The 20,123-nt window shown below is 70.4% G+C and carries 22 protein-coding genes; 13 read left to right on the forward strand and 9 right to left on the reverse strand.

The window, feature by feature from the left end:
- Window positions 1-67 precede the first annotated feature (67 nt).
- Window positions 68-418, forward strand: coding sequence for a MazG nucleotide pyrophosphohydrolase domain-containing protein (locus tag AC08OV_RS05415; RefSeq protein WP_476616721.1), 351 nt, complete (start codon window positions 68-70; stop codon window positions 416-418).
- Between the two features lie 34 nt (window positions 419-452).
- Here the strand turns inward: AC08OV_RS05415 and AC08OV_RS05420 are convergent, their stop codons facing one another.
- Both AC08OV_RS05420 and AC08OV_RS05425 read right to left on the reverse strand, forming a co-directional pair.
- Entirely contained in the window at window positions 453-770 is a 318-nt protein-coding gene (locus AC08OV_RS05420) for a 4a-hydroxytetrahydrobiopterin dehydratase (RefSeq protein ID WP_476616720.1), read from the reverse strand.
- 2 nt (window positions 771-772) lie between these two features.
- The gene (locus AC08OV_RS05425; RefSeq protein ID WP_476619370.1) at window positions 773-2,119 is read right to left on the reverse strand and encodes a helix-turn-helix domain-containing protein; all 1,347 of its coding nucleotides are present in this window, start codon (window positions 2,117-2,119) and stop codon (window positions 773-775) included.
- 383 nt (window positions 2,120-2,502) lie between these two features.
- Between AC08OV_RS05425 and AC08OV_RS05430 the strand changes: the two genes are divergently transcribed.
- The 8 genes from AC08OV_RS05430 (at window position 2,503) to AC08OV_RS05465 (ending at window position 9,917) form a co-directional block, all read left to right on the forward strand.
- Window positions 2,503-3,192 (forward strand): AAA family ATPase, encoded by a 690-nt coding sequence (locus AC08OV_RS05430; RefSeq protein ID WP_476619371.1) that lies wholly within the window; start codon window positions 2,503-2,505, stop codon window positions 3,190-3,192.
- A complete protein-coding gene (locus tag AC08OV_RS05435; RefSeq protein ID WP_476616717.1) occupies window positions 3,189-3,326 on the forward strand; it encodes a hypothetical protein in 138 nt (45 codons plus the stop codon). Before AC08OV_RS05430 ends, AC08OV_RS05435 begins: the two co-directional genes overlap by 4 nt.
- Window positions 3,323-4,873: a Rossmann-fold NAD(P)-binding domain-containing protein gene (locus AC08OV_RS05440; protein WP_476619372.1), complete on the forward strand. Its 1,551-nt coding sequence runs from the start codon at window positions 3,323-3,325 to the stop codon at window positions 4,871-4,873. Before AC08OV_RS05435 ends, AC08OV_RS05440 begins: the two co-directional genes overlap by 4 nt.
- Window positions 4,870-5,403: a hypothetical protein gene (locus tag AC08OV_RS05445; RefSeq protein ID WP_476619373.1), complete on the forward strand. Its 534-nt coding sequence runs from the start codon at window positions 4,870-4,872 to the stop codon at window positions 5,401-5,403. The genes AC08OV_RS05440 and AC08OV_RS05445 overlap by 4 nt, the downstream gene beginning before the upstream one ends.
- Window positions 5,400-6,224: a methyltransferase domain-containing protein gene (locus AC08OV_RS05450; protein WP_476619374.1), complete on the forward strand. Its 825-nt coding sequence runs from the start codon at window positions 5,400-5,402 to the stop codon at window positions 6,222-6,224. Before AC08OV_RS05445 ends, AC08OV_RS05450 begins: the two co-directional genes overlap by 4 nt.
- Window positions 6,221-7,147 carry a class I SAM-dependent methyltransferase gene (locus AC08OV_RS05455; protein WP_476619375.1) on the forward strand — a complete coding sequence of 309 codons (927 nt, stop codon included), beginning with the start codon at window positions 6,221-6,223 and terminating at the stop codon, window positions 7,145-7,147. The genes AC08OV_RS05450 and AC08OV_RS05455 overlap by 4 nt, the downstream gene beginning before the upstream one ends.
- Complete coding sequence (locus tag AC08OV_RS05460) at window positions 7,147-8,130, forward strand: GNAT family N-acetyltransferase (RefSeq protein WP_476619376.1); 984 nt, start codon at window positions 7,147-7,149, stop codon at window positions 8,128-8,130. Before AC08OV_RS05455 ends, AC08OV_RS05460 begins: the two co-directional genes overlap by 1 nt.
- 212 nt (window positions 8,131-8,342) lie before the next feature.
- On the forward strand, window positions 8,343-9,917 hold the full coding sequence (locus AC08OV_RS05465) for a hypothetical protein (RefSeq protein ID WP_476619377.1): 1,575 nt from the start codon (window positions 8,343-8,345) through the stop codon (window positions 9,915-9,917).
- 69 nt (window positions 9,918-9,986) lie between these two features.
- Here AC08OV_RS05465 and AC08OV_RS05470 read toward each other — a convergent pair whose 3' ends face one another.
- From AC08OV_RS05470 to AC08OV_RS05490, 5 genes are all read right to left on the reverse strand, one after another.
- Window positions 9,987-10,808, reverse strand: coding sequence for an SCO6745 family protein (locus AC08OV_RS05470; RefSeq protein WP_476619378.1), 822 nt, complete (start codon window positions 10,806-10,808; stop codon window positions 9,987-9,989).
- Between the two features lie 410 nt (window positions 10,809-11,218).
- Window positions 11,219-11,773 carry a class IV adenylate cyclase gene (locus AC08OV_RS05475; protein ID WP_476619379.1) on the reverse strand — a complete coding sequence of 185 codons (555 nt, stop codon included), beginning with the start codon at window positions 11,771-11,773 and terminating at the stop codon, window positions 11,219-11,221.
- 60 nt (window positions 11,774-11,833) lie between these two features.
- On the reverse strand, window positions 11,834-12,655 hold the full coding sequence (locus tag AC08OV_RS05480; RefSeq protein WP_476619380.1) for an exodeoxyribonuclease III: 822 nt from the start codon (window positions 12,653-12,655) through the stop codon (window positions 11,834-11,836).
- Window positions 12,609-13,277: a dTMP kinase gene (tmk, locus tag AC08OV_RS05485; protein ID WP_476619381.1), complete on the reverse strand. Its 669-nt coding sequence runs from the start codon at window positions 13,275-13,277 to the stop codon at window positions 12,609-12,611. The genes AC08OV_RS05480 and tmk overlap by 47 nt, the downstream gene beginning before the upstream one ends.
- Complete coding sequence (locus tag AC08OV_RS05490; RefSeq protein ID WP_476619382.1) at window positions 13,274-14,383, reverse strand: radical SAM protein; 1,110 nt, start codon at window positions 14,381-14,383, stop codon at window positions 13,274-13,276. The genes tmk and AC08OV_RS05490 overlap by 4 nt, the downstream gene beginning before the upstream one ends.
- Window positions 14,384-14,565: 182 nt before the next feature.
- Between AC08OV_RS05490 and AC08OV_RS05495 the strand changes: the two genes are divergently transcribed.
- On the forward strand, window positions 14,566-15,603 hold the full coding sequence (locus tag AC08OV_RS05495) for a LysR family transcriptional regulator (protein ID WP_476619383.1): 1,038 nt from the start codon (window positions 14,566-14,568) through the stop codon (window positions 15,601-15,603).
- Window positions 15,604-15,708: 105 nt separating this feature from the next.
- Here AC08OV_RS05495 and AC08OV_RS05500 read toward each other — a convergent pair whose 3' ends face one another.
- Together AC08OV_RS05500 and AC08OV_RS05505 are read right to left on the reverse strand one after the other, a co-directional pair.
- Entirely contained in the window at window positions 15,709-16,368 is a 660-nt protein-coding gene (locus AC08OV_RS05500) for an ATP-binding protein (protein WP_476619384.1), read from the reverse strand.
- Window positions 16,365-16,781 carry a recombinase family protein gene (locus AC08OV_RS05505; protein ID WP_476619385.1) on the reverse strand — a complete coding sequence of 139 codons (417 nt, stop codon included), beginning with the start codon at window positions 16,779-16,781 and terminating at the stop codon, window positions 16,365-16,367. The genes AC08OV_RS05500 and AC08OV_RS05505 overlap by 4 nt, the downstream gene beginning before the upstream one ends.
- 233 nt (window positions 16,782-17,014) lie before the next feature.
- On the opposite strand from AC08OV_RS05505, the gene AC08OV_RS05510 reads away from it, so the two are divergent.
- The 3 genes from AC08OV_RS05510 to AC08OV_RS05520 all read left to right on the forward strand — a co-directional run.
- The gene (locus AC08OV_RS05510) at window positions 17,015-18,385 is read left to right on the forward strand and encodes a hypothetical protein (protein WP_476619386.1); all 1,371 of its coding nucleotides are present in this window, start codon (window positions 17,015-17,017) and stop codon (window positions 18,383-18,385) included.
- The gene (locus tag AC08OV_RS05515; protein WP_476619387.1) at window positions 18,382-18,909 is read left to right on the forward strand and encodes an NUDIX domain-containing protein; all 528 of its coding nucleotides are present in this window, start codon (window positions 18,382-18,384) and stop codon (window positions 18,907-18,909) included. The genes AC08OV_RS05510 and AC08OV_RS05515 overlap by 4 nt, the downstream gene beginning before the upstream one ends.
- 551 nt (window positions 18,910-19,460) lie before the next feature.
- The coding region (locus AC08OV_RS05520) for a DNA-directed RNA polymerase subunit alpha C-terminal domain-containing protein (RefSeq protein ID WP_476619388.1) at window positions 19,461-20,123 on the forward strand (663 nt) is incomplete at its 3' end.

Raw genomic sequence — 20,123 nt, forward strand, 5'->3', positions numbered from 1 at the left:
ACCCACGGCAACTCGCCCTCGCCCTCTGACACCAACCCACCCAACCCGACAGACGAAAGGGACGTCCGTGCAGCCCCTCGCCGCCGACGCCAGCCTCGCCGACCTCCAGCGCTACGTCGCCGAGATGGAAACCGAACGAGGCTTCACCGGCCGCACCGTCCACGACCAGACCTGGCGCCTCATGGAAGAAGCCGGCGAACTGGCCCGCGCCGTCCGCAAGAACGACGGACAGCGCACGCTGACGGGCGAGCTGGTCGGCAGCGTCGACGAGGAACTCGTCGACATCCTGATCTTCGCCTGCTCCATCGCCAACCGCCTGGGCATCGACCTCACCGACGCCATCCGCGCGAAGGAAGCCCTGAACGAGACCCGCAGCTGGCCCGGCGCGCGACGGGAAGCCCCGGCCCCAGCCTCGTGACGTCACACCTTCGCCACGCCTGGTACGTGCTGACTCAGCCGGTCGTGGCTGTGTATCGGGCCAGGACCTGGTCGATCTGCTCGGCGAGCAGGAAGTCCAGCTCGGTGATCTTCTGACCGGCGCTGTAGGTGGTGAGGCTGAAGTGCAGCGTCTCCCAGCGCAGGTCGATGTCCGGATGGTGCTGGAGTCGCTGGGCGGGAACCATCACATCATTGATCGCCTGGACGGCGGTGTAGTACTCCACGCGAAACGTCTTGTGGATCTCTTCACGGTCCGGGTCCTTCTCCCAGCCATCCAGCTGACTCAGCCGGCTGGTGACCTCCTCGGCCGGGAGCGGGTCACGCAGTCCCACCTTCAGTCCTCCTCAAGAGTCGCCAGCAGTTCCGCCACCTCATGCCCCGGCTGGGTCTCGTGCCACGGTGTCAGCTGCCGCCAGACGGCGTGCAGCTCTCCGCGCAAGCGGGCCGAGCCGGTCTCGACAGCGACCGCGACGGCCTGACCGACGGCCTCAGCCGCCGCCTCGGGCTGGCCCGCCAGCGCACACGAGACAGCCAGCCGTGCCTGATACACGCCGGCATCGCGCCGGGCCGCAGGGGGAAGCCCGGCGATGACCTCCTCCCACAGCGTCCGGGCCGCTGCGCCGAGGCCGAGGCGGTTGTAGCAGGTCGCACGCTGGGCCTCGATGTAGCCGGGCGTCCGCCGGCAGGCATTGAACCAGGGATAGTCGTCGTCCACCCCGGGTAGCACTGCGGCAGCCTCATCCAGCGCCACGTCGACCGCCGTCCGGTCACCGACGAGCGCGTGGCCGTGAGCTGCCTGCTGGAGGGCCTGTACCCGGACCTTGGCACACAGCCGCGTCTGGTCCGCCAAGGCCGCCGCGGTCAGGTCGAGGGTTCCACGCCCGTCACGCCGATCGGTGAAGATCATCGCCTTGTTGACCAGCGCGTGCCGGATGAGCTGGGTGTCACCGACCCGGTGTGCTAACTCAAGGGTCTGGTTGGCCCAGCCCGTGGCCGCGGCCAGATCGCCGGCGTCCTGGTACAGCCACGTCAGCAGACCCCCGTAGGACGCACCCGTGCGCAGCAGTTCCTGCCGGTCCTCGCCCCGGGCAGTCTCGGTCAGGCGGTTCGTCAGCTCCTGCTGCGCAAGTACCGAAGGGATCACCGGGTAGGGCCCGAGCGCAGCCTCGGCCGCGTAGAACCCGTCGATCTGGGCGTTCAGATGGACGACGACGTTCCGCGCCACCTCGGGATGCGCCGCGGGCAGTGCCGTAGTGCCCTTGGCCCATACCCCGGCGGCGCCGCCGGCCAGGAACGTCCGCCGGTCCACAGCCACGATGACCACCTCCCCGACCTCCGCGAGAACCCGCCACGCCTCGTCCCCATCGTCGGCCATCTCAACGCCGAGGAGAGAGGTTTGCGCGACCGCCGGCAAAGACTCGCAGAACGGCGCCCGAGCGCGGGGTTCGCCAGGGCGGTCGAACCAGAGCAGGCCCGCGGGAATGCCGAGGACGTCGCTGTAGTGGATCAGTTTGGACAGCTCTTCCGGGGCACGGCCGTTTTCGAGGCGGCTGAGCTGCGGCTGGGTGAGTCCCAGCCAGCCACCGACGAGCTCCTGGGACAGGGTCTGGCGGTGGTGCGGGTGCGTCCGGTAGGCATGGATCACCCGGCCCATGTGCCAGCTGGCGAGGGCATCACGCATCTGATCGGCTTGCCAGAACCCGGCAGGCAGTTTCGGCGGTCCAGAGTGGGTGTGGGTGGCCGTCCGCTGGCAGGGTCCGCAGACGGGGCCCAGGTTGTCCGTGGCGAGGCGGTGACCGCACCGCGCGCAGCCGCGTAACGGGCGCGTCATCCCGAGCCGCCTCCCCATCGATGTGTACGGGCGGACGATCAGCAGAGTAACGCTAGCACTGCCCGTGACCGTGTCTATGCATCCTGCGCATGAAGGTGTACCGGATCGCGGTATAGCCACTACCCGCCGCTGAATTTCACGCTCAGGATGTCGCACTCCACCGGGCCGGTCCGACACGGACACAGGACCACATCGAATCGCGCCGGCGGAGATTCCCAGCAGAAAGGGGGTGGATGGCGATGCCCCTCGCCGTAGCCGTACCGATGCTTGGGCCACCCGCCGTAGGGAAGTCGACGTTGGCGAGTCGACTCGGCCAGGCGCCGAACTGCGTGGTGTTCAGGCTGCGTGAGCAGGTACCGGCGGCGCGGCTTGCTGCGGCCATGGGCGGCGCCGGGCCGCTGGGCTGGATGGATGACGTCACGGTCGCGACCGCGCTTCGCCGCTATCTCGACAGGGTGGTGCGCGCCGCAGACGCACATATGGTGATCTTCGACAACTTCCCGGGCAGTGGCAGACAGGTCCGGTTGCTGCTGGGGGAGCTTGCCTCCCTGGCGCCTTGCCGTGTGGTCCTGCCGATCGAGCTGTCGGTCGACGCGGTGACGCTGCGCCGCCGTGCCGTGCAGCGTCGGGTCTGTCATCGCTGCGAACGTGACCCTGTGCGGGACCCGCGGCTGCCCGCCGAGGCGAGCGACGAGGACGCGCAGCGCTGTGGCCGGTGCGGCGGCGTGCTGCAACCCCGACGGGGCGACGCGCCCCGGCTGCTGCGCGCCCGGCTCGCCCGCTGGCAGCGCGAGGCCGCCGGCATCCGCGACGAGTTCGCCGCGGCCGGCATCGCGATCAGCCGACTCGACACCACCGGCAGCCTCGCCGACACCACTGCCGCCGTGTCCGCCCTTGTGACCGCGAGGAGCACCCGCCGATGACCGCACTCGTTCCCTGTATCCCTCCGAGACACCTTGTCCACATCGAACTGGCCGGAGACATCGAACTGGCCGGAGCCACTGTCCATCCGCACGCGCTCGACGGCCGGGCCGCGGTACTCGGGGTCCGGCCGTGACCCCACTCTTGACCGCGCCAACCGTGCGCCCTCGACCGCCTGCCACCGCACCGCCCGACCAGCGCCGGCACGAAGCAGGGATCTATGGCCGTGCGCAGCTGACGGTGAGCTGCCGCGACGAGCCGGACAGTCATGAACGGCATCTCGACGACGCCGTCGGCCGTGTGCAGGCCGTGCTGCCCGAGGCACGGGTAGACCGCCGGATGCCGAGGGCGCGGGTGCTGCGGCTACCGGGTGACGGCGAGGCGGTCCTCACCGCAGGCAGTGAACCGTCCGGACGGACGCTCACGCTGACCGCTGCGATCCTCGCCCCGGGTGATCTCGGCGGACGGGGCCAGGGGCGCCTGCTGACGGCGGTGGGTGCTCTACCGTTCACGGCGACTGAGATGGCCGACCTGCACGCCCAGATGCCCCTCACCTCGCGACTTGCCGGCTGGCAGCCGGCCAGGGTGCTCGCCGACGTGGCGCCGGTGCTGGCGGTGCATCACATGACCGACTTCCTGGTGCTCGTCGACGCCTTGCGCGCGTTGGGCGTCGCGCCGGCGGCGATGACGGTGCTCGACAAGCGGTACGCCTACCGGCACACCCAGCGCGTCGACGCCCACCTGCGCGCCCAGGGCATCACCGTGGCCGACTGGCGGGCGGCCCCGTCAGCGATCGCGGGCCACTGCGCCCGCGCGGACGCGGCGGGCCTGCGCCCGGTCCTGATCGACGACGGCGGCTACCTGCTTCCCGTCCTGCTCGACGAATACCCCGATCTGGCGGGCCGACTTCTCGGCCTGGTTGAGCAGACGACCTCGGGCATCGCCAAACTCGCCCGCTTCGGCCCGACGCTTCCGGTGCCGGTGTTCTCCGTCGCCGAGTCGCGGCTGAAGGCCACGATCGAGTCCTACGGCGTCGCCGACGCCGCCGTCCGCAACCTGCTCACGCTGCTCCCCCAGCAGAAGTGGGAAGGCAAACCAGCGGTCGTCCTCGGATACGGCCGTATCGGCGAGCAGGTCGCCCGAGTGCGACGCGACCGGCGGATGCGCGTCGCGGTCCACGACAGCGAAATGGTCCGCCTGGTCGCCGCCCACGAAGCCGGTTTCACCACCGGCCGGTCCGTACGCCGTCTGCTCGCCACCCACCAGCCGGTCCTGGTCGTCGGCGCGACCGGGAGCACGTCGCTGCGCGGCGACCATCTGGACGGCCTACGCGGCGACTGCTTCCTGGCCAGCGTCACCTCCCGCGCCCGGGAACTGGCACTCGATGAGATCGCCGACGACGCCACGGTCGTCCCCGTCACGGCGGGCCTGCGCTACCACCGGCCCGGCGGCGCGACGGTCACCATCCTCGCGGACGGCTATCCGCTGAACTTCCACCACGCCGAGTCGCTGCCCAACAGCTACGCCGACGTCGTCATGGCCGCCCTCGCCCTCGGCGCCATCGCCCTGTCCCAGTACCGCGACCGCTACCCGGTCGGGCACAACGTCGCCCTGACCGACCGCATCCTGGAATCCAGCGGACTGTTGGAGCGCTACTACGCCGAACACGGACCGACGACATGACTGCCCTACAGGACGATCGGATCTTCCCGGTACACGGGTCCTCGCGGCCGGTCGCCGCGTTCGAGGACCACCTGCGTGCGGTACGCGACGGGCTGGATCTGCCCGTCGGGCTGATCACTGCGGAGCGACCGCAGCTGCCTCGCGGCGGTCTGGTGCGGGTGGCGCACCTGGTCACCACGTCGGACGAGCGCGGACAGGTCGGCGACACCGTCGTCTGGGAGGTCATGAGCGCCGACGCCTACCGCCGCTGGCTCGCCGGCGCGCCCGCCCCCGACCATGCCGTTATCGAGGCCGCTATGCCCGGATTGTTCGCCCTGCGCTGCCTGCACCGCGCCGGCAGGATCGACCACCTTCACCTGCCCGAGCTGGCTCAACTCCTCGCGGGCCGCTACCTGTCCGCCAGGCTCGCCCACCAGCACTGGCCGCTCGTCCGTGACGCCGCCGCCCGCGCACAGACCTACCTGGCCGCCCACGGCTTTGCCGCCGCTCGACCGACACCCGCCTGCCTGGTGAAGGAGCCGAACCGATGACCGACCCCGGCGCGCACGCCTCGGACAACAGCTGGGTGCGGGGAGCCGTCGACCACGCGCTCGCTCCCGCCTACCAGACCCACACCGCCACCCTGCGGGGCATCATCCGCCAGCGTCTCGTCACCCGCGCCCTGCGCACCTACCTGCCCGACCCGCCCGGCCGGATCCTCGACCTCGGCGCCGGTGAGGGTATCCAGGCCATCGCGCTGGCCCGGCTCGGCTACCAGGTCACGATCTGCGACCCGGACCCCGACATGCTGCGCCAGGCCAAGGAGAACCTGCTCACCGAAACCGACACAACCCGCGACCGGGTCACCTTGATCCTCGGCGACGGGCACGACGCCGCCACGCTCGTCGGTGGCGACTGGGACGCCACGCTCTGCCACGGCGTGCTGATGTACCTACCCGACCCAGCCCCGCTCCTGACCGTCCTCGCCACCGTCACCCGCCCCGGCGGGACGATCTCCGTCGTCGGGAAGAACGCCACCGCGCTCGCCCTACGCGCCGGCCTCCAAGGACGCTGGCACGACACCCTCACCCTCCTCGACGACGAAACCCACCCGGCCGGCGTGACCGAGATCGGAAACCTCGGCGTCCCCAGCCGCGGCGACGACCCCCGCCACGTCCAGGACCTGCTGACCGCCGCCGGCACCGTACCCGTTGCCTGGCATGGCATCCGCGTCTTCACCGACCACCTCGGCGACACCCCACCCGGCCCCGACCTCGACACCGTGATCGAAGCCGAGTGGACAGCCGGCAGCCGCGATCCTTACCGCCAGATCGCCCGCCTCTACCACCTGATCCACACCCGCCGGCCATGACCAGCACCCAGCCACCCGCCGAGCCCTCGGCAGTTCGACTGCCCGACCTCCGTCGGCCTGTCGGCCAGTGGCGGCAGGCGCGTCGCACCTGCCCGCCAGGCTGCTTCGGCTACCACGCCACCTGGCCGCTCTGCCGCCGTCTCGGGATCAAGAGCCATCCTGGCTGGCACCAGGACTTTCTGACCGCGAGTCTGTCCAGCCACCCGGACGCCGCGATCCGCCCTCTCGACGTCGTCATCGCCGGCGCCGCCGACGACACGATGCTCACCACCCTCGCCCGCGTCCCCCTGCCGCATCCGCCACGGATCCACCTGATCGACCGGTGTGGCACCCCCCTGGCCCGCAACACCGCCGCAGCCCTCCGGCTCGGCCTTGACCTCACCACCGAACAGCGCGATCTCGCCGCACCACCGGCCACCAGACCCATCGATCAGCAGCACGCCGACCCGCCAGGTTGGCCGCATTCCGTGGCCACGGCGGACGTTCTCGTCACCGACGGCCTGCTGTCCCTGTTTCCCTCCCGCACGGCTGTCGACGAACTGCTACATGGCGTCACCCGCGTCCTGCGTCCCGGTGGCCGGTTCTGCTACACGACCCGGCTCGCCGCCCGCCCGGACCAACGCCTCGAATACGACCTGTTCGGCCGTCTTCTCCAGAGCGCGACAACCCTCGCCTGCCAACCCACGCCAGCCGCACAGCGCTGGGTCGCGGCCAAGCGGACCTGGTCCAGGCCCTCCCGACGCGCTCCGTTCACCACCCTCGATGCTCTGGTCGACGCCGTCACCGACGCCGGACTCACCGTCCTCGACGTCGAACACGACACGGCTCCGCCGTCCGCCGCGCTCGCTGCCCACCCACGCCGCCTGTCCGCCACCGCGAGCACGATCGTGCGGCTGCGCGCCGAAGCCCGGCCAGGTCACTGATGGCCCTCCGAGTCGACCGCGTCGACTACCAGCCGGACTCCCACCTGGACACCGAACTCGCCGACCTGTGCTACCAGTCCATTCTCGGCCGCACCGACCAGCGGCCCGTCACCGCCGACCTCGTCGCCTCCCGCCTGTGCACCACCAACAGCCAGCCACCCACATCCCTGGTCACAGCCCGCGACGAGCACCACCAGCTCATCGGCGCCATCGCACTGCGATGGCCCTACACCCCCACCGGCACCGGCCGGCTGTGGGGACCCGTCGTCCACCCCAACCACCGCAGCCTCCGCCTCGGCGACCGGCTCCTCACCGCCATCTGCCACCCCGACGGCCAAGCCGTCACGCTGCCGGCCATCACCACCGCCGAAATCCCCAGCGCAGCCGCCGACGCTCACGCCCTGTTCACCCGCGCCGGCTGGCAGCGAGTCCCCGGACCGACCCTCCTTCGCGGGCCCATCCCGCCACCCGGGGACGCCTCGCCACCGCCGACCGTCTGGACCGCCCAGGACACCACCCCACACGATCTCGCCCGCCACCTCGGCAGGCTCTACGCCGCCACCTACCCCGACCAGGACCCACATACGGCGACGGACACGCTGCGGCGCTGGAGCCAGGACCGCCGCTACCAGCCCGACCGGCTCCTGCTCACCGGCCCCGCACATCAGCCCACCGCCGCAGCGCTGCTCTACCCCCTCGCCACCGGCCACGGTGACGAGCCGGCCGAACTCCTGATCGCCGACATCCTCACCGACCACAACCTGGCCGCCGCCGACCAGCTCGCTACCTGCAACGACCTCGTCCACGCGGCCCTCCGGCCCGGCGCCCTCGTCGGCTCGGCCGTCGTCCGCGCCGTCCTGCCATCCCACCGCCAGCCATGCCTCGCCGCGCTGGAACACGCGGGCTTGGCACGCGTCGACGAATTCACGCTCTACGCCCCGCCCGCAGCGACCAGCCGGGACGAACCCTCAGCCCGACCGTGACCAGCGGGGCCGTTACTCGGCCACCGACTCGGCGGGGAAAGGTAGGCCCCAGGGAGTCGGCCCCTGAACACCCCGAGCGTTGGTCCCTACGGCGGAGGTGGCTATGCCGGAGATCGATAGCAGGCATACATAACACGCATAGACATCGTCACCAGGAGTCCTAGTCTGCGCCGATAGCGGTGCGTTGCGGACCAGGAACTGAGTGGGTGGAGATGGCGACGGTACGGTTGAGCCTGCGCGAGGAGCAGGACGATCTTCGTTCCCGGATGCGGGCTCTGGGGATGGGGCACGGGGAGATCGCCGCTGAGTTCGCGAGGCGTTACCGGTTTCGGCCCCGTGCGGCGTGGCGGCACGCCCATGGCTGGACGTTGAATCAGGCCGCGCGCCAGATCAACGATGCCGCCGCACGCACTGGATACGACGAGGACGGGCGGGCCCCGATGACCGGGCCGCGCCTGTGCGAACTGGAGAAATGGCCGGCCCAGTCTAGGGCGCGGCCCACCCCGCGTGTTCTCGCGCTGCTGGCGGTGGCCTATGGTGCTCCGGTCGGCGGTCTCCTCGACCTCGACGACCACGAGAACTACACGGCTGCCGATCGCCTTGTCTTGAGCACGATGACCGGGTCGGCCACGCCGACGTCGACGCCGCGCTCCCTCGTCTCTGCAATCCGGGGCGAGTCTGGCGTTCGGCTCACCGGTGGGTCAGGTGACGGTAGTCTAGAAATGAGAGATCACGAGCTTGTCCGCAGTGCCCATGGGGTGGTTGTCGTGCCCGTTGACCGGCGCGGCTTTCTCGCGGGAGCCGGTCTGGTCGCTCCGCTCGCGGCGATGGAGCCCACCCGCCACCTGGTGACCACGTCGCTCGCGCCCGACGACGGTGCACCGGGCGTTGACGAGTGGCGAGCGATCGTGCACGACTACAGCCTCAGCTACGGCACCGACCCGGCCGCCGACCTGTTGCGGCGACTCGACGCCGACCTGTCGATCCTCAGCGGGGTTACCCGAGACGAGACCGACAGCACGGTCGTGCGCGAACTGCGCCGCATCGGGGCCCTGCTGGCGGCCTTCACGGCACATGCCGCCGCGGACGTCGGTGACCTGCCATCGTCTCGTCGCTGGTGGCGTACCGCGAAGCGGGCAGCCGACGCTTCCGGCGATGTCCACGCGCGGCTGTGGACCCGCGGGCGTGAGATCGTCCGCGCTCTGTACGAACAGCGACCCGTGCCGGACCTCCTCGGCCTCGTCGCCGAGGCCGACGCGATCGCCGCCAGCGTCCACGCGCCGCCCGGCGCGGTGCAGGACTACCTGGACGGGAAGGCGCGCGTTCTCGTCAGGGCAGGACGCGACGAGGAAGCACGCAGCGTCCTGACCGAGGTGCAGATCAACTTTGACCGCCTTCCGTCCGAGGTTTCCGGGGACACCGTCTCGTGGTTCGGGTGGTCCGAACGTGCCCTGCATCTCGCCGAGAGCTACACCTACTCCCACTTCGGCGACTGGACCCGCGCCGACGAGGCTCAGGCCGCGGCCTCACGCCTGTTTCCCGTCGCGAACCGGCGCGGGCCGGTCCTGGTCGACCTCCAGCGCGCGCTGTGCCAGGTCCGCAGCGGAGACATCAACGGCGGGATCGACCAGGCGTACACCGCGATGACCGCCCTGCCGCGCGCCCAGTACAACAGCCCCATCATCCAGGTCAGCCGGGACGTGGCTACCGCCGTGCCGCCCACCGAAGCGGGTCGCGAGAACGTGCAAGCGTTCAGGGCATACCTCCGCGATCTTCAGGTTGCCTAGTCACTAGGCACCACCCGGCTGGCTTCCCGCCGCGGTGGCTCATGCGTGTCCTGGGGGGCTACGCTTCGTCTACCAGGGCTGATCGGCGAGTAGCAGGGTGGCGAGCGGTTCGAGGGTGGTCACGAGCTCGTCGAGCTCGCCGGGCCTGAGGCTCTCGTACGGCTTCGCGGCGAGGTCGTCGGTGAGCGCCTCGACCCGCTGTCTGACGGCGCGGCCGGTGTCGCTGAGCCAGCCGTCGTCTCCGATCAGGTTGCGGGCGCGCATCCCGTCGATCACGGCGGCGAGCTGCGCCGACGGGAGGTGGTGGATCCGTCCGAACTTCTCCGCCGGCATGCCCACGCCAAGGGCGTAGAGGACGTGCGCCTCCAGGCCGCCGACGCCTTCGGTCATCAGGGCGGCGATGTGCCCGTCGCCACGGTGCTCGCGCAGCAGGGAGGCCGCGTGGAAGAGGCGAGCCACCACGTCGTCGGGGATCGGGAGCGCGCGCAGCGCGGCGTACATGGGCCGGCCCTCGAGCGGTGCGCTGGTCGCGGCCCGCAGCAGCAGGTCGGCGGCCCGGGCGAAGGCGGGCGAGTCGACGTGATCGCCGAGGATCCGCCGCAACGCCCGCGCGCAACCCGTCTGCCGAGCGGCGATCGCCGCCTCAGGCGTGGTCGTGTCCCACACCTTCGGGATGTGGCGGGCGACCTCGCCGGGAGCGAAGTTGTAGAACAGCGCGTCCACCACCTCCGCCGGGACGAGACCCAGCGGCGCCGCCCGGCCGGCGAAGTAGGTGTCCCAGTAGTTGGTGAACCCCAGGGCGAACATCGCCTCGTTGGGTTCGTCGGCCGCGTAGGGGATGACACCGATCGGCTCGACCAGCTCGAACATCCGGCGCGCCATCGAGCTCATGACCTGATCCTCCTGCCGCCCAGCGCATCTTGCGGACACTCACAATCACGTAGACGCTGGGCTCCCGCGAAACTCATCGACGGGCGTGGCCCGCTCGACCGCGCCGCCCCGCCCGGAGGCCCTGGCCACCCGCGACGTCTCGCCGCACGAGCGGTTGGGCGGTCACCCGCGGCGCCTATCTGCCGCTGCCGGCGCTGGGGCCCACGGCCAGCCGGAGAAGCCTGTACCCGCCGCGGACGGTCGAGTCGACCCCCGCGTCGTATCAGGAGTGAAAGGCCCAATGCCGGCCACGGCGCACACGTCGGTGCCGAGTCTCGGCAGCCCCTCCCGTGTTTCCCGGGGGCGGTCTCCAGAGCGACGGTGATGGACCGTTCGTCCGCGCGCCAGGGGCGCACTGATCCCGCGGGCCGTCAGTTTGGGGCGAGGGCTGCCCGGATGAGGGTGTCGTAGGTGCTGGTGGTGCGTCGCAGTGCCACGGGAAGGGAACGGGCGAACTCGTCGAGCGCCGCCTGGACGTCGGCCGGGGGTTGCCCGACGGGGACGAGGCGTTCGAGTTCGAGGAAGGTGCCCGCGTGCTCGACCTCGTCGAGGCAGATGGAGATGTCGCCGTGGCGGGCGGTGCGGCGGCTCTTGACGATCCGGACTGTGGGGGTGAATCCCATCGCGAGGATCGCGTGGTGCATCTGCTCGCGGTCGGCGACCTGGGTCTCGTACTCCAGGCAGGAGAGCTCGTTGTCGACGGGCTTCTTGAGGGTGAACAGGTGGCGGCCGGCTTCGGTGCGCAGCCGGGCGAAGGCGACACCGATCTTGCTCATGCCATAGTCCCAGCCGCGTTCGGCGTACGCCTGGTCGTCCTGGTGGACGGGCTCGGACAGGTGCAGGCCCAGGGCGGGCAGTGCGCTGGTGAGGTGTTCGGGATCGAGGATGTGGTACTTGACCTCGATCTCCCGTACGCCGCCGTTCACCCGTCCGATACCTCCCCTGTGCGCAGGGTCGCGACCGAGGGGAGCGTATCGGTGCGGCGCCTAGAACAGGGTGGCGGGTTCGGTGACGGTACGCGGGTCGCTTGTCGCAAGCGTCGTGTCGACGTGGAGGCCGAGGTCCAGGGTGAGGGCGCTGTGGTCGGAGAGCCGGTCGGCGCGGGGCCGGTGGTCGTACGAACAGCTGATGATCAGGGCCTGTAGGGAGGTCGAGCAGAAGGCGTGGTCGTAGCGGTAGCCGTCGCCGGTGCGGCCGACCCAGCTGTACTCCCGGTCGGTGGGGTGGAGGTGGCGGAATGTGTCGACCAGGCCGTGGTCGGTGGTGAGGGCTCGGTAGAAGTCGTACTCGAAAGGGGCGAAGAACGGGTAGCGGGGCTGGTGGTCGGGTTCGAGGATGTTCAGATCGCCCAGGAGCACCGTCGGCAGCGGCTCGGCGTCGGCGAGAGCCGCGTGACAGCCGGTGAGCCAGGTGCGTTTGCGTTCGGTCTTTTCAGGGCTGGCGTCGCGGGAGGGCACGTACATCCCGAGCAGCCGAACAGGGCCACCGTCGGTGGGTAGGAGCGCGGCGGCCGTTCGGGCGGGCAGGTAGCTGAGGCGATGACGGAAGTCGTCGTCGGGACGCAGCCGCACCCGACTTACGATCATGGTGCCGTAGTCGCCGTCGGTCGGTCGCGGGAAGACGACGTCGAATCCAGCCGTGGTGAACGCCTCAGCGAGGAGCCGGCAGCCTTCGCTGTCCTTGGTTTCGGTCAGGACGAGGACCTGTTCGGGGCGGGTGGCGAGCCAGTCGAGCTGGCGGCGGGCTCGGGCAGCGGAGGGGTTACCGATGTTGAACGTGAGTAGGGACAGCCCGGTCGGGGTCGGCATCGGCGCTCCGGTGGGTGTGCAGGGCCAGGATGCGGTCGGTGACCATCCTCGCAACCTCGTGGGGACCGGTCGTCGTGCAGTCGACGGTCTGCACCGTCCAGCGGCGGGTGCGTAGCCAGGCGACCGCGTCGCGGTAGAGCGAGACCTCGGCGGTGGAGGAGCCGGGATCGCGCTCGAAGCGGCTGTGTGTGCCGCCGCGGGCGGCGAGCCGGGCGGCGATGACGGCCGGGTCGGCAGTGAGCACGATGGCAAGGTCGGGTTGGTCCAGGCCGCTGTTCATCGCCCAGATCTCGTCGGGATCCAGTCCGTCGAGGCGTTGGAGAACGAGGCTGGAGGCGATGTACCGATCGCAGACGACCAGGGCGCCGGTCGCCAGCTGCGGGCGGATCTCGCTGGTGACGTGGTGGTGGCGGTCCCCGACGACAAGGTGAGCCAGGGCCAGTCCTTGGTAGAGCTCGGTGCCGTGGCGGATCAGCTCGCCCAGCGGGGTCCGGGACGGCTCCGTGGTCGGGTGAACCGACAGGTCGTGGGCGCGCAGAGCCTCGACGATCAGGCGGATTGTGGTGGACTTGCCGACGCCACCCGGTCCGTCGACCGTGACGAACAGCCCGCGGCTGGTCATCGGGTCACCAGGGGCAGCACGGGACGGGCATCGGTGCTGACGGGGCAGACCTCGGCGTCGAGGGCGCCGATGCGGTCGCCGGCGGAGATAACAGCAGCGGGGCAGCCCTTTCCGCAGTTCTGGGCGATTCCGCAGGAGGCGCAGGTCGGGTTCGCGCCGACGGCGTAACGGTCGGCGAATCGGTAGGCGTCGAGCCGATCCGCCAGATCCGGGTCGCGGAAGACGTTGCCGACGATGAACTCGGCGGGGTCGTGGCGTGACTGCGGGGTGCGGGCGGCGAACACCAGGTAGGGGCAGACGGTCACGTCCCCGGCGGTGAACACATAGATGATCGTTCCTGCTTCGCAGCCGGCGAGTGGTTGCCCGCTGCTGTTCGGGAACCGGATGTGGACGATGTCGAGTCCTTCGTCGGCGAAGGGGTCGGTGAGCTGGGCGATGTGGCGCATCCGCGCGTCGTCGGCGGCCAACGCGCGGCGGGCGCGCACGCCGCGTCCCATCGACGACAGCGGGTTCATGAGCACATAGCGGGCACCGTGCTCGGCCGCGAAGGCGCACAGCGCCCGGTACTCGTTGGCGTCGGCGAGCGTGTTCGGGGTGCACAGCAGCCCTTGCAGCAGGCCGGCTGCGGCGAGCGCCTTGGTCGTGGCGATGGTGGTGGTGAAGCTGTCGCGGTCGCCGCGGAACCGGCCGTGGGAGTCGGGGCTGAACCCGTCGAGGGAGACGTTGCAGTGCACGCCCCCGATCTCGACAAGCGCGCCGATCTGCTCGTCGGTCAGCGTCGTGGCGTTGGTGCAGACCCCGACGTCCATGCCCGCGGCGCGGAACGCGGCGACGACATCGAGGAACCGGGGATGGATCGTCGGCTCACCGCCGGTCAAGGTGACCCGCTCGACCCGGCAGGCAGCCAGCCGAGGAATCAGCAGCCGGGCGATGTCGTCGTAGGGCATCGTCTGCCCGTCGCGGGTCGCGGAGACGAAGCAGTGCGCGCAGTGCAGGTTGCACCGCTCATCGATCTGGATCAGCGCCTTCCGGCCGCCGCCTGAGGTGCTGGTCCGGAAGTAGCAGGACGCCCACTGGTCGGCGCCCGCGATGCTGCGTGCCGGCATCTGATCACCTTCTCCTCGACTCATGGTGACCGGCGAGCCACAAGAAGAAGTGTCCACGCTTCCCTTAACTGCCGTCTGGATGTTAAGGAGAACATCTTCAGGTAGTTTCAAGGAATGGTGTCCGCATTTCCCGGCCAACGGCCGGGAAGGACAGGAAAGGCCGCGCATCGATGACGACCGGCGTGTCAGGACAGAGCGACCCTGCGGACGACGACCTCCACGGCGAGCGTGGTTTCCCCACGCCGCTGCTGGACGTCACCTTCGACCAGCTGCGCACGCTGCTCGCCGTCCACGAGACCGGCTCCCCGCTGCGGGCCGCCCAGCTGCTGTCACGGGAGCACTCCAGCGTGCGCAAACAGCTCGACACCCTGAACCGGGTGTTCAGCCGGGCCTGCGGAGAACCCCTGGTCGTCAAACAGGGCCGCGGCCAGGACTACCTGTTCACCCCTACCGGCGAGATGGCGGCCGGCACCGCACGCGACATGTTCGCCGCCTGGAAGAAAACGGTCACCGAGCGCCGCCGTGGTCTCGGCTCCACGATCACCGTCGCCACCACCGAGTTCACCATCGACTTCCTGGCACAGGTCTGGCCGATGGTCGAGACCGAGTTCACCCGGCGCGAGATCGAGCTGAACATCGTCCACGTCCGCTCCCGCGACCTGTGGGCCCAACTCGACGCCAACAGCGTCGACCTCGTCGCCGGCAGCATCGCGGCCCTTCCCGAAGCCGACCCCATGCTCGATGCCTACGACGTCATCGAGTGGCACCGCGAAGGACTTGCTCTCCTGACGAACCTGCCCGTACGAGAACTCCCGGTCGACATCGTCTCCCAACGCCGACTGCCCACGGTTCCCCTGCTCGCACCGACGGCCGGGCTCATCGCCGACTTCCTACGCCGCTGGTACGGACCCGACCACCGCAATCACCTACGGATCGTCGCCGACGTCGACAACATCTACTACGGCCTCGCCCTACTCAGGTCCCGGCTCGTCCACGGCGCGCTCCTCGCCACCCGCGCCACCGCCCAGGCAGCCCTCGACGGCCGGCTCCCCGCCGGCCCAGGACTGCGCTTGATCGAACTCGACAACGACTTCGACCCCCCGCTCCAGGTCCTCGCGGGAATCTTCGGCCGCCGCGACGAACGCCACCGCTACACGCCCGACCATCCCCTCAACCTTCTCTGGAACGCCTTCACCAACCACTCCGCCCCACGCCCATGAGACGCCTACCTGTCGGTGTGATCCAACTTCGGCTGACGTCCGCTCGGCCTCGGAACGCTCTGGGCCGGTGTTCGCCGCCGATCAGTTGCCGCACGGGGCGGGAAGTTAGTGCCAGGGGTCGAGCGCGCGCAGGCGCTCGGCGACCCGCGCCACGACCGCGGGATCCGTACTGAAGGTGATGTCCGGCAGACCTGGCCCGCGTGCCGGAGCGGCCGTTGGCTCGGGTACGGATCGTGGGCTGCGTTCGGGCAGCGGTGGCTCGTCGCGACTGCGCTGAACAGGCATAACAGCGCCGGGAAACCGTGCCCACACGACGATCCCGCCGGAGGTCGCCCGATAGGAGCCCCACCGGTCGGTGAGCGCCTCGACGAGGCCCAGGCCCCGGCCCGTTTCGCTATCCTCGTCCGGTCGCTGCACCGTAGGCAGGGTGGCATCGGGTCGGCTCCATACTTCGACCAGGACGTTGCCGCTGGCGGTGGATAGCCGGACCGCGACGAACTCGTCTTCCGGACGGCTGGCGCGCACAGAATTGGTCACCAGCTCGGACACGACCAGTGCGGCGACCTCGACGGCCTGCCGGTCGACCGACCATGCTGTCAGCGTCTCGACGGCTTCCGCGCGTACGACGGGGACCGCCGCGGCGCGGGGCGACAGGTGAGCCACAGCGACGTGTCCGGTCGTGGGCTGGCTGGGTGTCGCGCGGAAGCCGGTGCTGTTCACAGCTGTTGTGACGGCGAGCGGAGCCGCCGCTGGCGGAAGGCTCATGCGATCGTCCGCCGTGCACCGGGCTGGCTCTGGGAGTTGACCTGGTGCTGGTCAGCGCGGGGGGCCGTGATGGTGTGGAGACGCGCCCCGAGCACCTCGATCTCGACCTCGATGGCGCGGCGCACCGCCGGCAGCGACGAAAGGTGATCGACATTGATCACGAGGACGTCGCCGCCCGCTCGCAGGACGGTGTCGAGCAGGACGCTGAGGCCGGGTCGGACGAGACGCCCCGGCGGTACGCAGCGATCGACGAAGACCTCGGCGAGGCTCATGCCTTCCGCGCGGGCGTGGTCGGCGAGTTGGTCGTGCAGGCGGTCGATGACGGCTTCGTCGGTGTGGTCGACGCCGATGTAGCCGTACACCGCTCGTGTCGGTTCGCTGGTCGGGAGGATCGGGATCGGCCCGCTGTCCACGGCTACCTCCATGCAGGCTTGGCCGCTGGCTGGCGCCCGAGGCCGAGGAGGTGTGATCGACTCGGCCCCGGGCGCGTGGCGTAAGCGTGCGCAGGCCGGACGAGACGGGCTATGCCGGTTCCTGTATGACGTTCATACGTCGCGCGGTTGAGATCGCACCGGCCGTACACGATCTGGACTTACACTGCTGGCACACAGCACCCGGACGGCCACAAGTGGGAGCAGGACGAGTCATGGACGCCGCGTCGAGCCGCTACTGCGGCTCGTGCGGAGGTCGGCTGGCGCGCGACAACACCGACTCCCTGTGTGCCCGGTGCATCGGTCACAGCCGCGGTGCGCAGGACGCCGCTCCCCAGGTGCCGGAGCGGTTCTGGCACACCGACCAGATGCGTGCCGCCTTCGCGGCCCAGCACATAGGCCGGGTCTCCGCGGCCTATCGCCTGCATCCCCACCACCCCCGGCCCATCAGTCAGGAGCGGCTGGGCCGGTGGCTCACCCTGACGCAGGCCCAGGTCAGCCGGATCGAGAGCGGGCCCCCTATCCGTGATCTCGACCGGCTGGCGCACTGGGCGCGGACCCTGCGGATACCGCCGCACCTGCTGTGGTTCGACCTCCCCGGCCGAGCCCGGCCGACCCCTGTGACCGTCGCGCCGGCCGCCGGGGTCGGCGGCCAGCTGTCACCGCCGGTCCCGGCGGCCGAAGAAACGCTCGGCACGATCCGCTCCGCCGCGCTCGCATTCCGTGCCGCCGACCGCCAACTCGGTGGCGGCCGGCTGTACCCGGTGGTGGTCAGATTCCTCCAGACCGAGGTGGCTCCGCAGCTCGTCGGCCACCAGTACCCGCCTTCGGCGATCTTCTCGGCGGCTGCGTCGTTGACCGACATGGCGGGGTGGCTGGCCTACGACGACGACCGCGGCGACCTCGCTGCCCAGCACTTCGTTCAGGCGTTCGGCCTCGCCACCGCAGCCGGCGACCAGGCGCTCAGCGCGCAGGCGCTCGTCAGCCAGAGTCAACTAGCCTTGGAAAATGACCATCCTCGCGACGCCGTCCGGCTCGCCCAGGCGGGCCTCGCGCTGGTGCCGGATGAACCCCAGCGTAGGGCGCTGCGAAGCCGCCTGCACGCCATGACCGCACGGGGGAACGCCCTGGCCGGCGCCTCGGCCGCGTGCCTAGCAGCGCTGCGCAACGCCGAGCGAGAACTGGCAGGCGCGGTGCCCACCGGGAACGAATGGCTCAGCCCGTTCGACGAAGCGGCGCTCGCCGCCGAAGCCGCCATCTGCCTGCGCGACCTGCACGACTGGACCGCGGCCGAACGGGAGGCGCTGCGGGTCCTGGAGCTGCGTACACCGGACCGGACCCGTAGCCGAGCCTTCACCAACCTCACGCTGGCGACCGTGTACCTCGGGCGCGGCGACCTCGACGCAACCTGCGACGTCGGCGCACAGGTCCTCGACGCCGCCACGCAGCTGGACTCCGACCGCGTCGTCAACCACGTGCGGGCGCTTGGCCGCCGCCTCGAACCACACGTCGGCCTACCCGCCGTCGACGAGTTCCTGAGCCGCCTTGCCACCATGCTGCCCGCCCGAGCCGTCGAGGCGTCATGAGCACCGCGCAGGAATGGGAGGACAGCTACCGCGACCGGGACGCCGCCGAGTTCGCCCACCTCGCCGACGGCAACGCCCGACAAGCCCGCAAACGGGTCTCCGCCGACGCCGTCATCCGCGACGAAGCCGGACGTCTGCTGCTGGTGGACCCGACCTACAAACCCGACTGGGACCTGCCCGGCGGCATGGCCGAAGCCAACGAACCACCCCGCGACGCCCTCCGCCGCGAACTCAAAGAAGAACTCGACCTCGACCTACCCGTCGGCCCCCTACTGTGCGTGGACTGGGTCTCCCCACACGGACCCTGGGACGACCTGTTGGCCTTCGTCTTCGACGGCGGCACCCTGCCCGCCGACAGAGCCCACGCACTCCATCCCATCGACCCAGAACTCGCCGCCGTCCGTTTCTGCCCACCGAACGAAGCCGCGCGGCTCCTGCGGCCCTACGTCTGGCGCCGCACCCAAGCCGCCCTCATCGCACTCGAACGCGGCACGGCCACCTACCTCCACGACGGCCACGCCTAACCTGGGCTATGCAACCCACCAGCCCAGCGACGGGACGGCCGCGTGCCGCGCAGGTCCCGGAGCCGGACCGCAAGGCCCATCGGGCAGCGACCGCTAGCGCGGATGGAAGGCCCGGTGCGGGGGTCGACACCGTCCAGACGGCGTGAAACGCGCCGCGGCTTCCACCGTGTGCGCGCTGTAGTCGGACGCGAACCTCTGTCGCGCAGCTCCACCTTGCAGACGCTGCGGGCGCCGTCGATCAGCTCACCACACAGCTGCGTCAAGATCAGTTCCATCCCACTCCTCGATATACCGGCGCACGAACAGATCACCAACGGCTCGCCGATCTCCACGAACGAGTCCGAGGTGCGGCTGGCCTCGGCCATCGCCCGCCACAACCAGCAGCTCGCCCGTCCCGGCCTCGCGCGAGAACGGTCCAGGCGGACCTATTCCGACCCGGCACCGGTCGCTAACACGGTGTCACAATCTGTCTCAGTATCCGCATTGCCGTGATCCACGCTGGGGCGAACGGCGTGAGGCCGGACGTCGCCGTGGAGGTTTGGAAGCGTCCCATGAGCCAGGGAACCGTCGGTGCTGGCCCTCGGCTGGTGTACTTCACCGGTCACAGGAACGGCCCCGCCGGCACGTCCGCCCGCGAAGCACTGATGATCATTACGCCTCAGTTTCTCGGACACGAGGCCCGCTCGTCGAGGATCCTGGAGCAGTACCCGGATCGGGCCGGACTCGACGTGACGGTGTACGGGCTGGTGGAGTCGCGGGAGATCCTTGTGGTCGGGCAGAACCGGCTCGCCGACCAGCTGCGGGAGGTCCTGCGCGCCGGCGAAGTCCCGGGGTGGCGGCTGCGGGAACTGCCCGCCGAGCAGACACCCGTCCACGCGCTGTACGCACGGCTGTCGGCACGCGCGGCCAACCTCTTGCAGAAAGGTTCGTTCGTGTCGGCGCAGGAGATCGCCGCTGTTCCCGACGAGGTCCTTCTTGAGATCCGGGGGTTGGGCTCGGGTGCGCTCGCCGAGATCCGCTCCGCGCTCGCCGACCCGTCGCTGCACGAGTTCACCGTCGTTCTCACCTCACCCACCGACGACCCGGCCGGCCAGGATGATCCCGATTCTGCGGGGGACGGCTTCGCAGCGCGGCTGCGGCCCGAGCTGCGGTATCGCTACCGTGACTTCCTCCGCGGCCTGGCCGCCGCCGACCTCTCGCCCGCGTCGCTGGAT

The sequence above is a fragment of the Frankia sp. CeTa3Moorea genome, assembly GCF_978021225.1.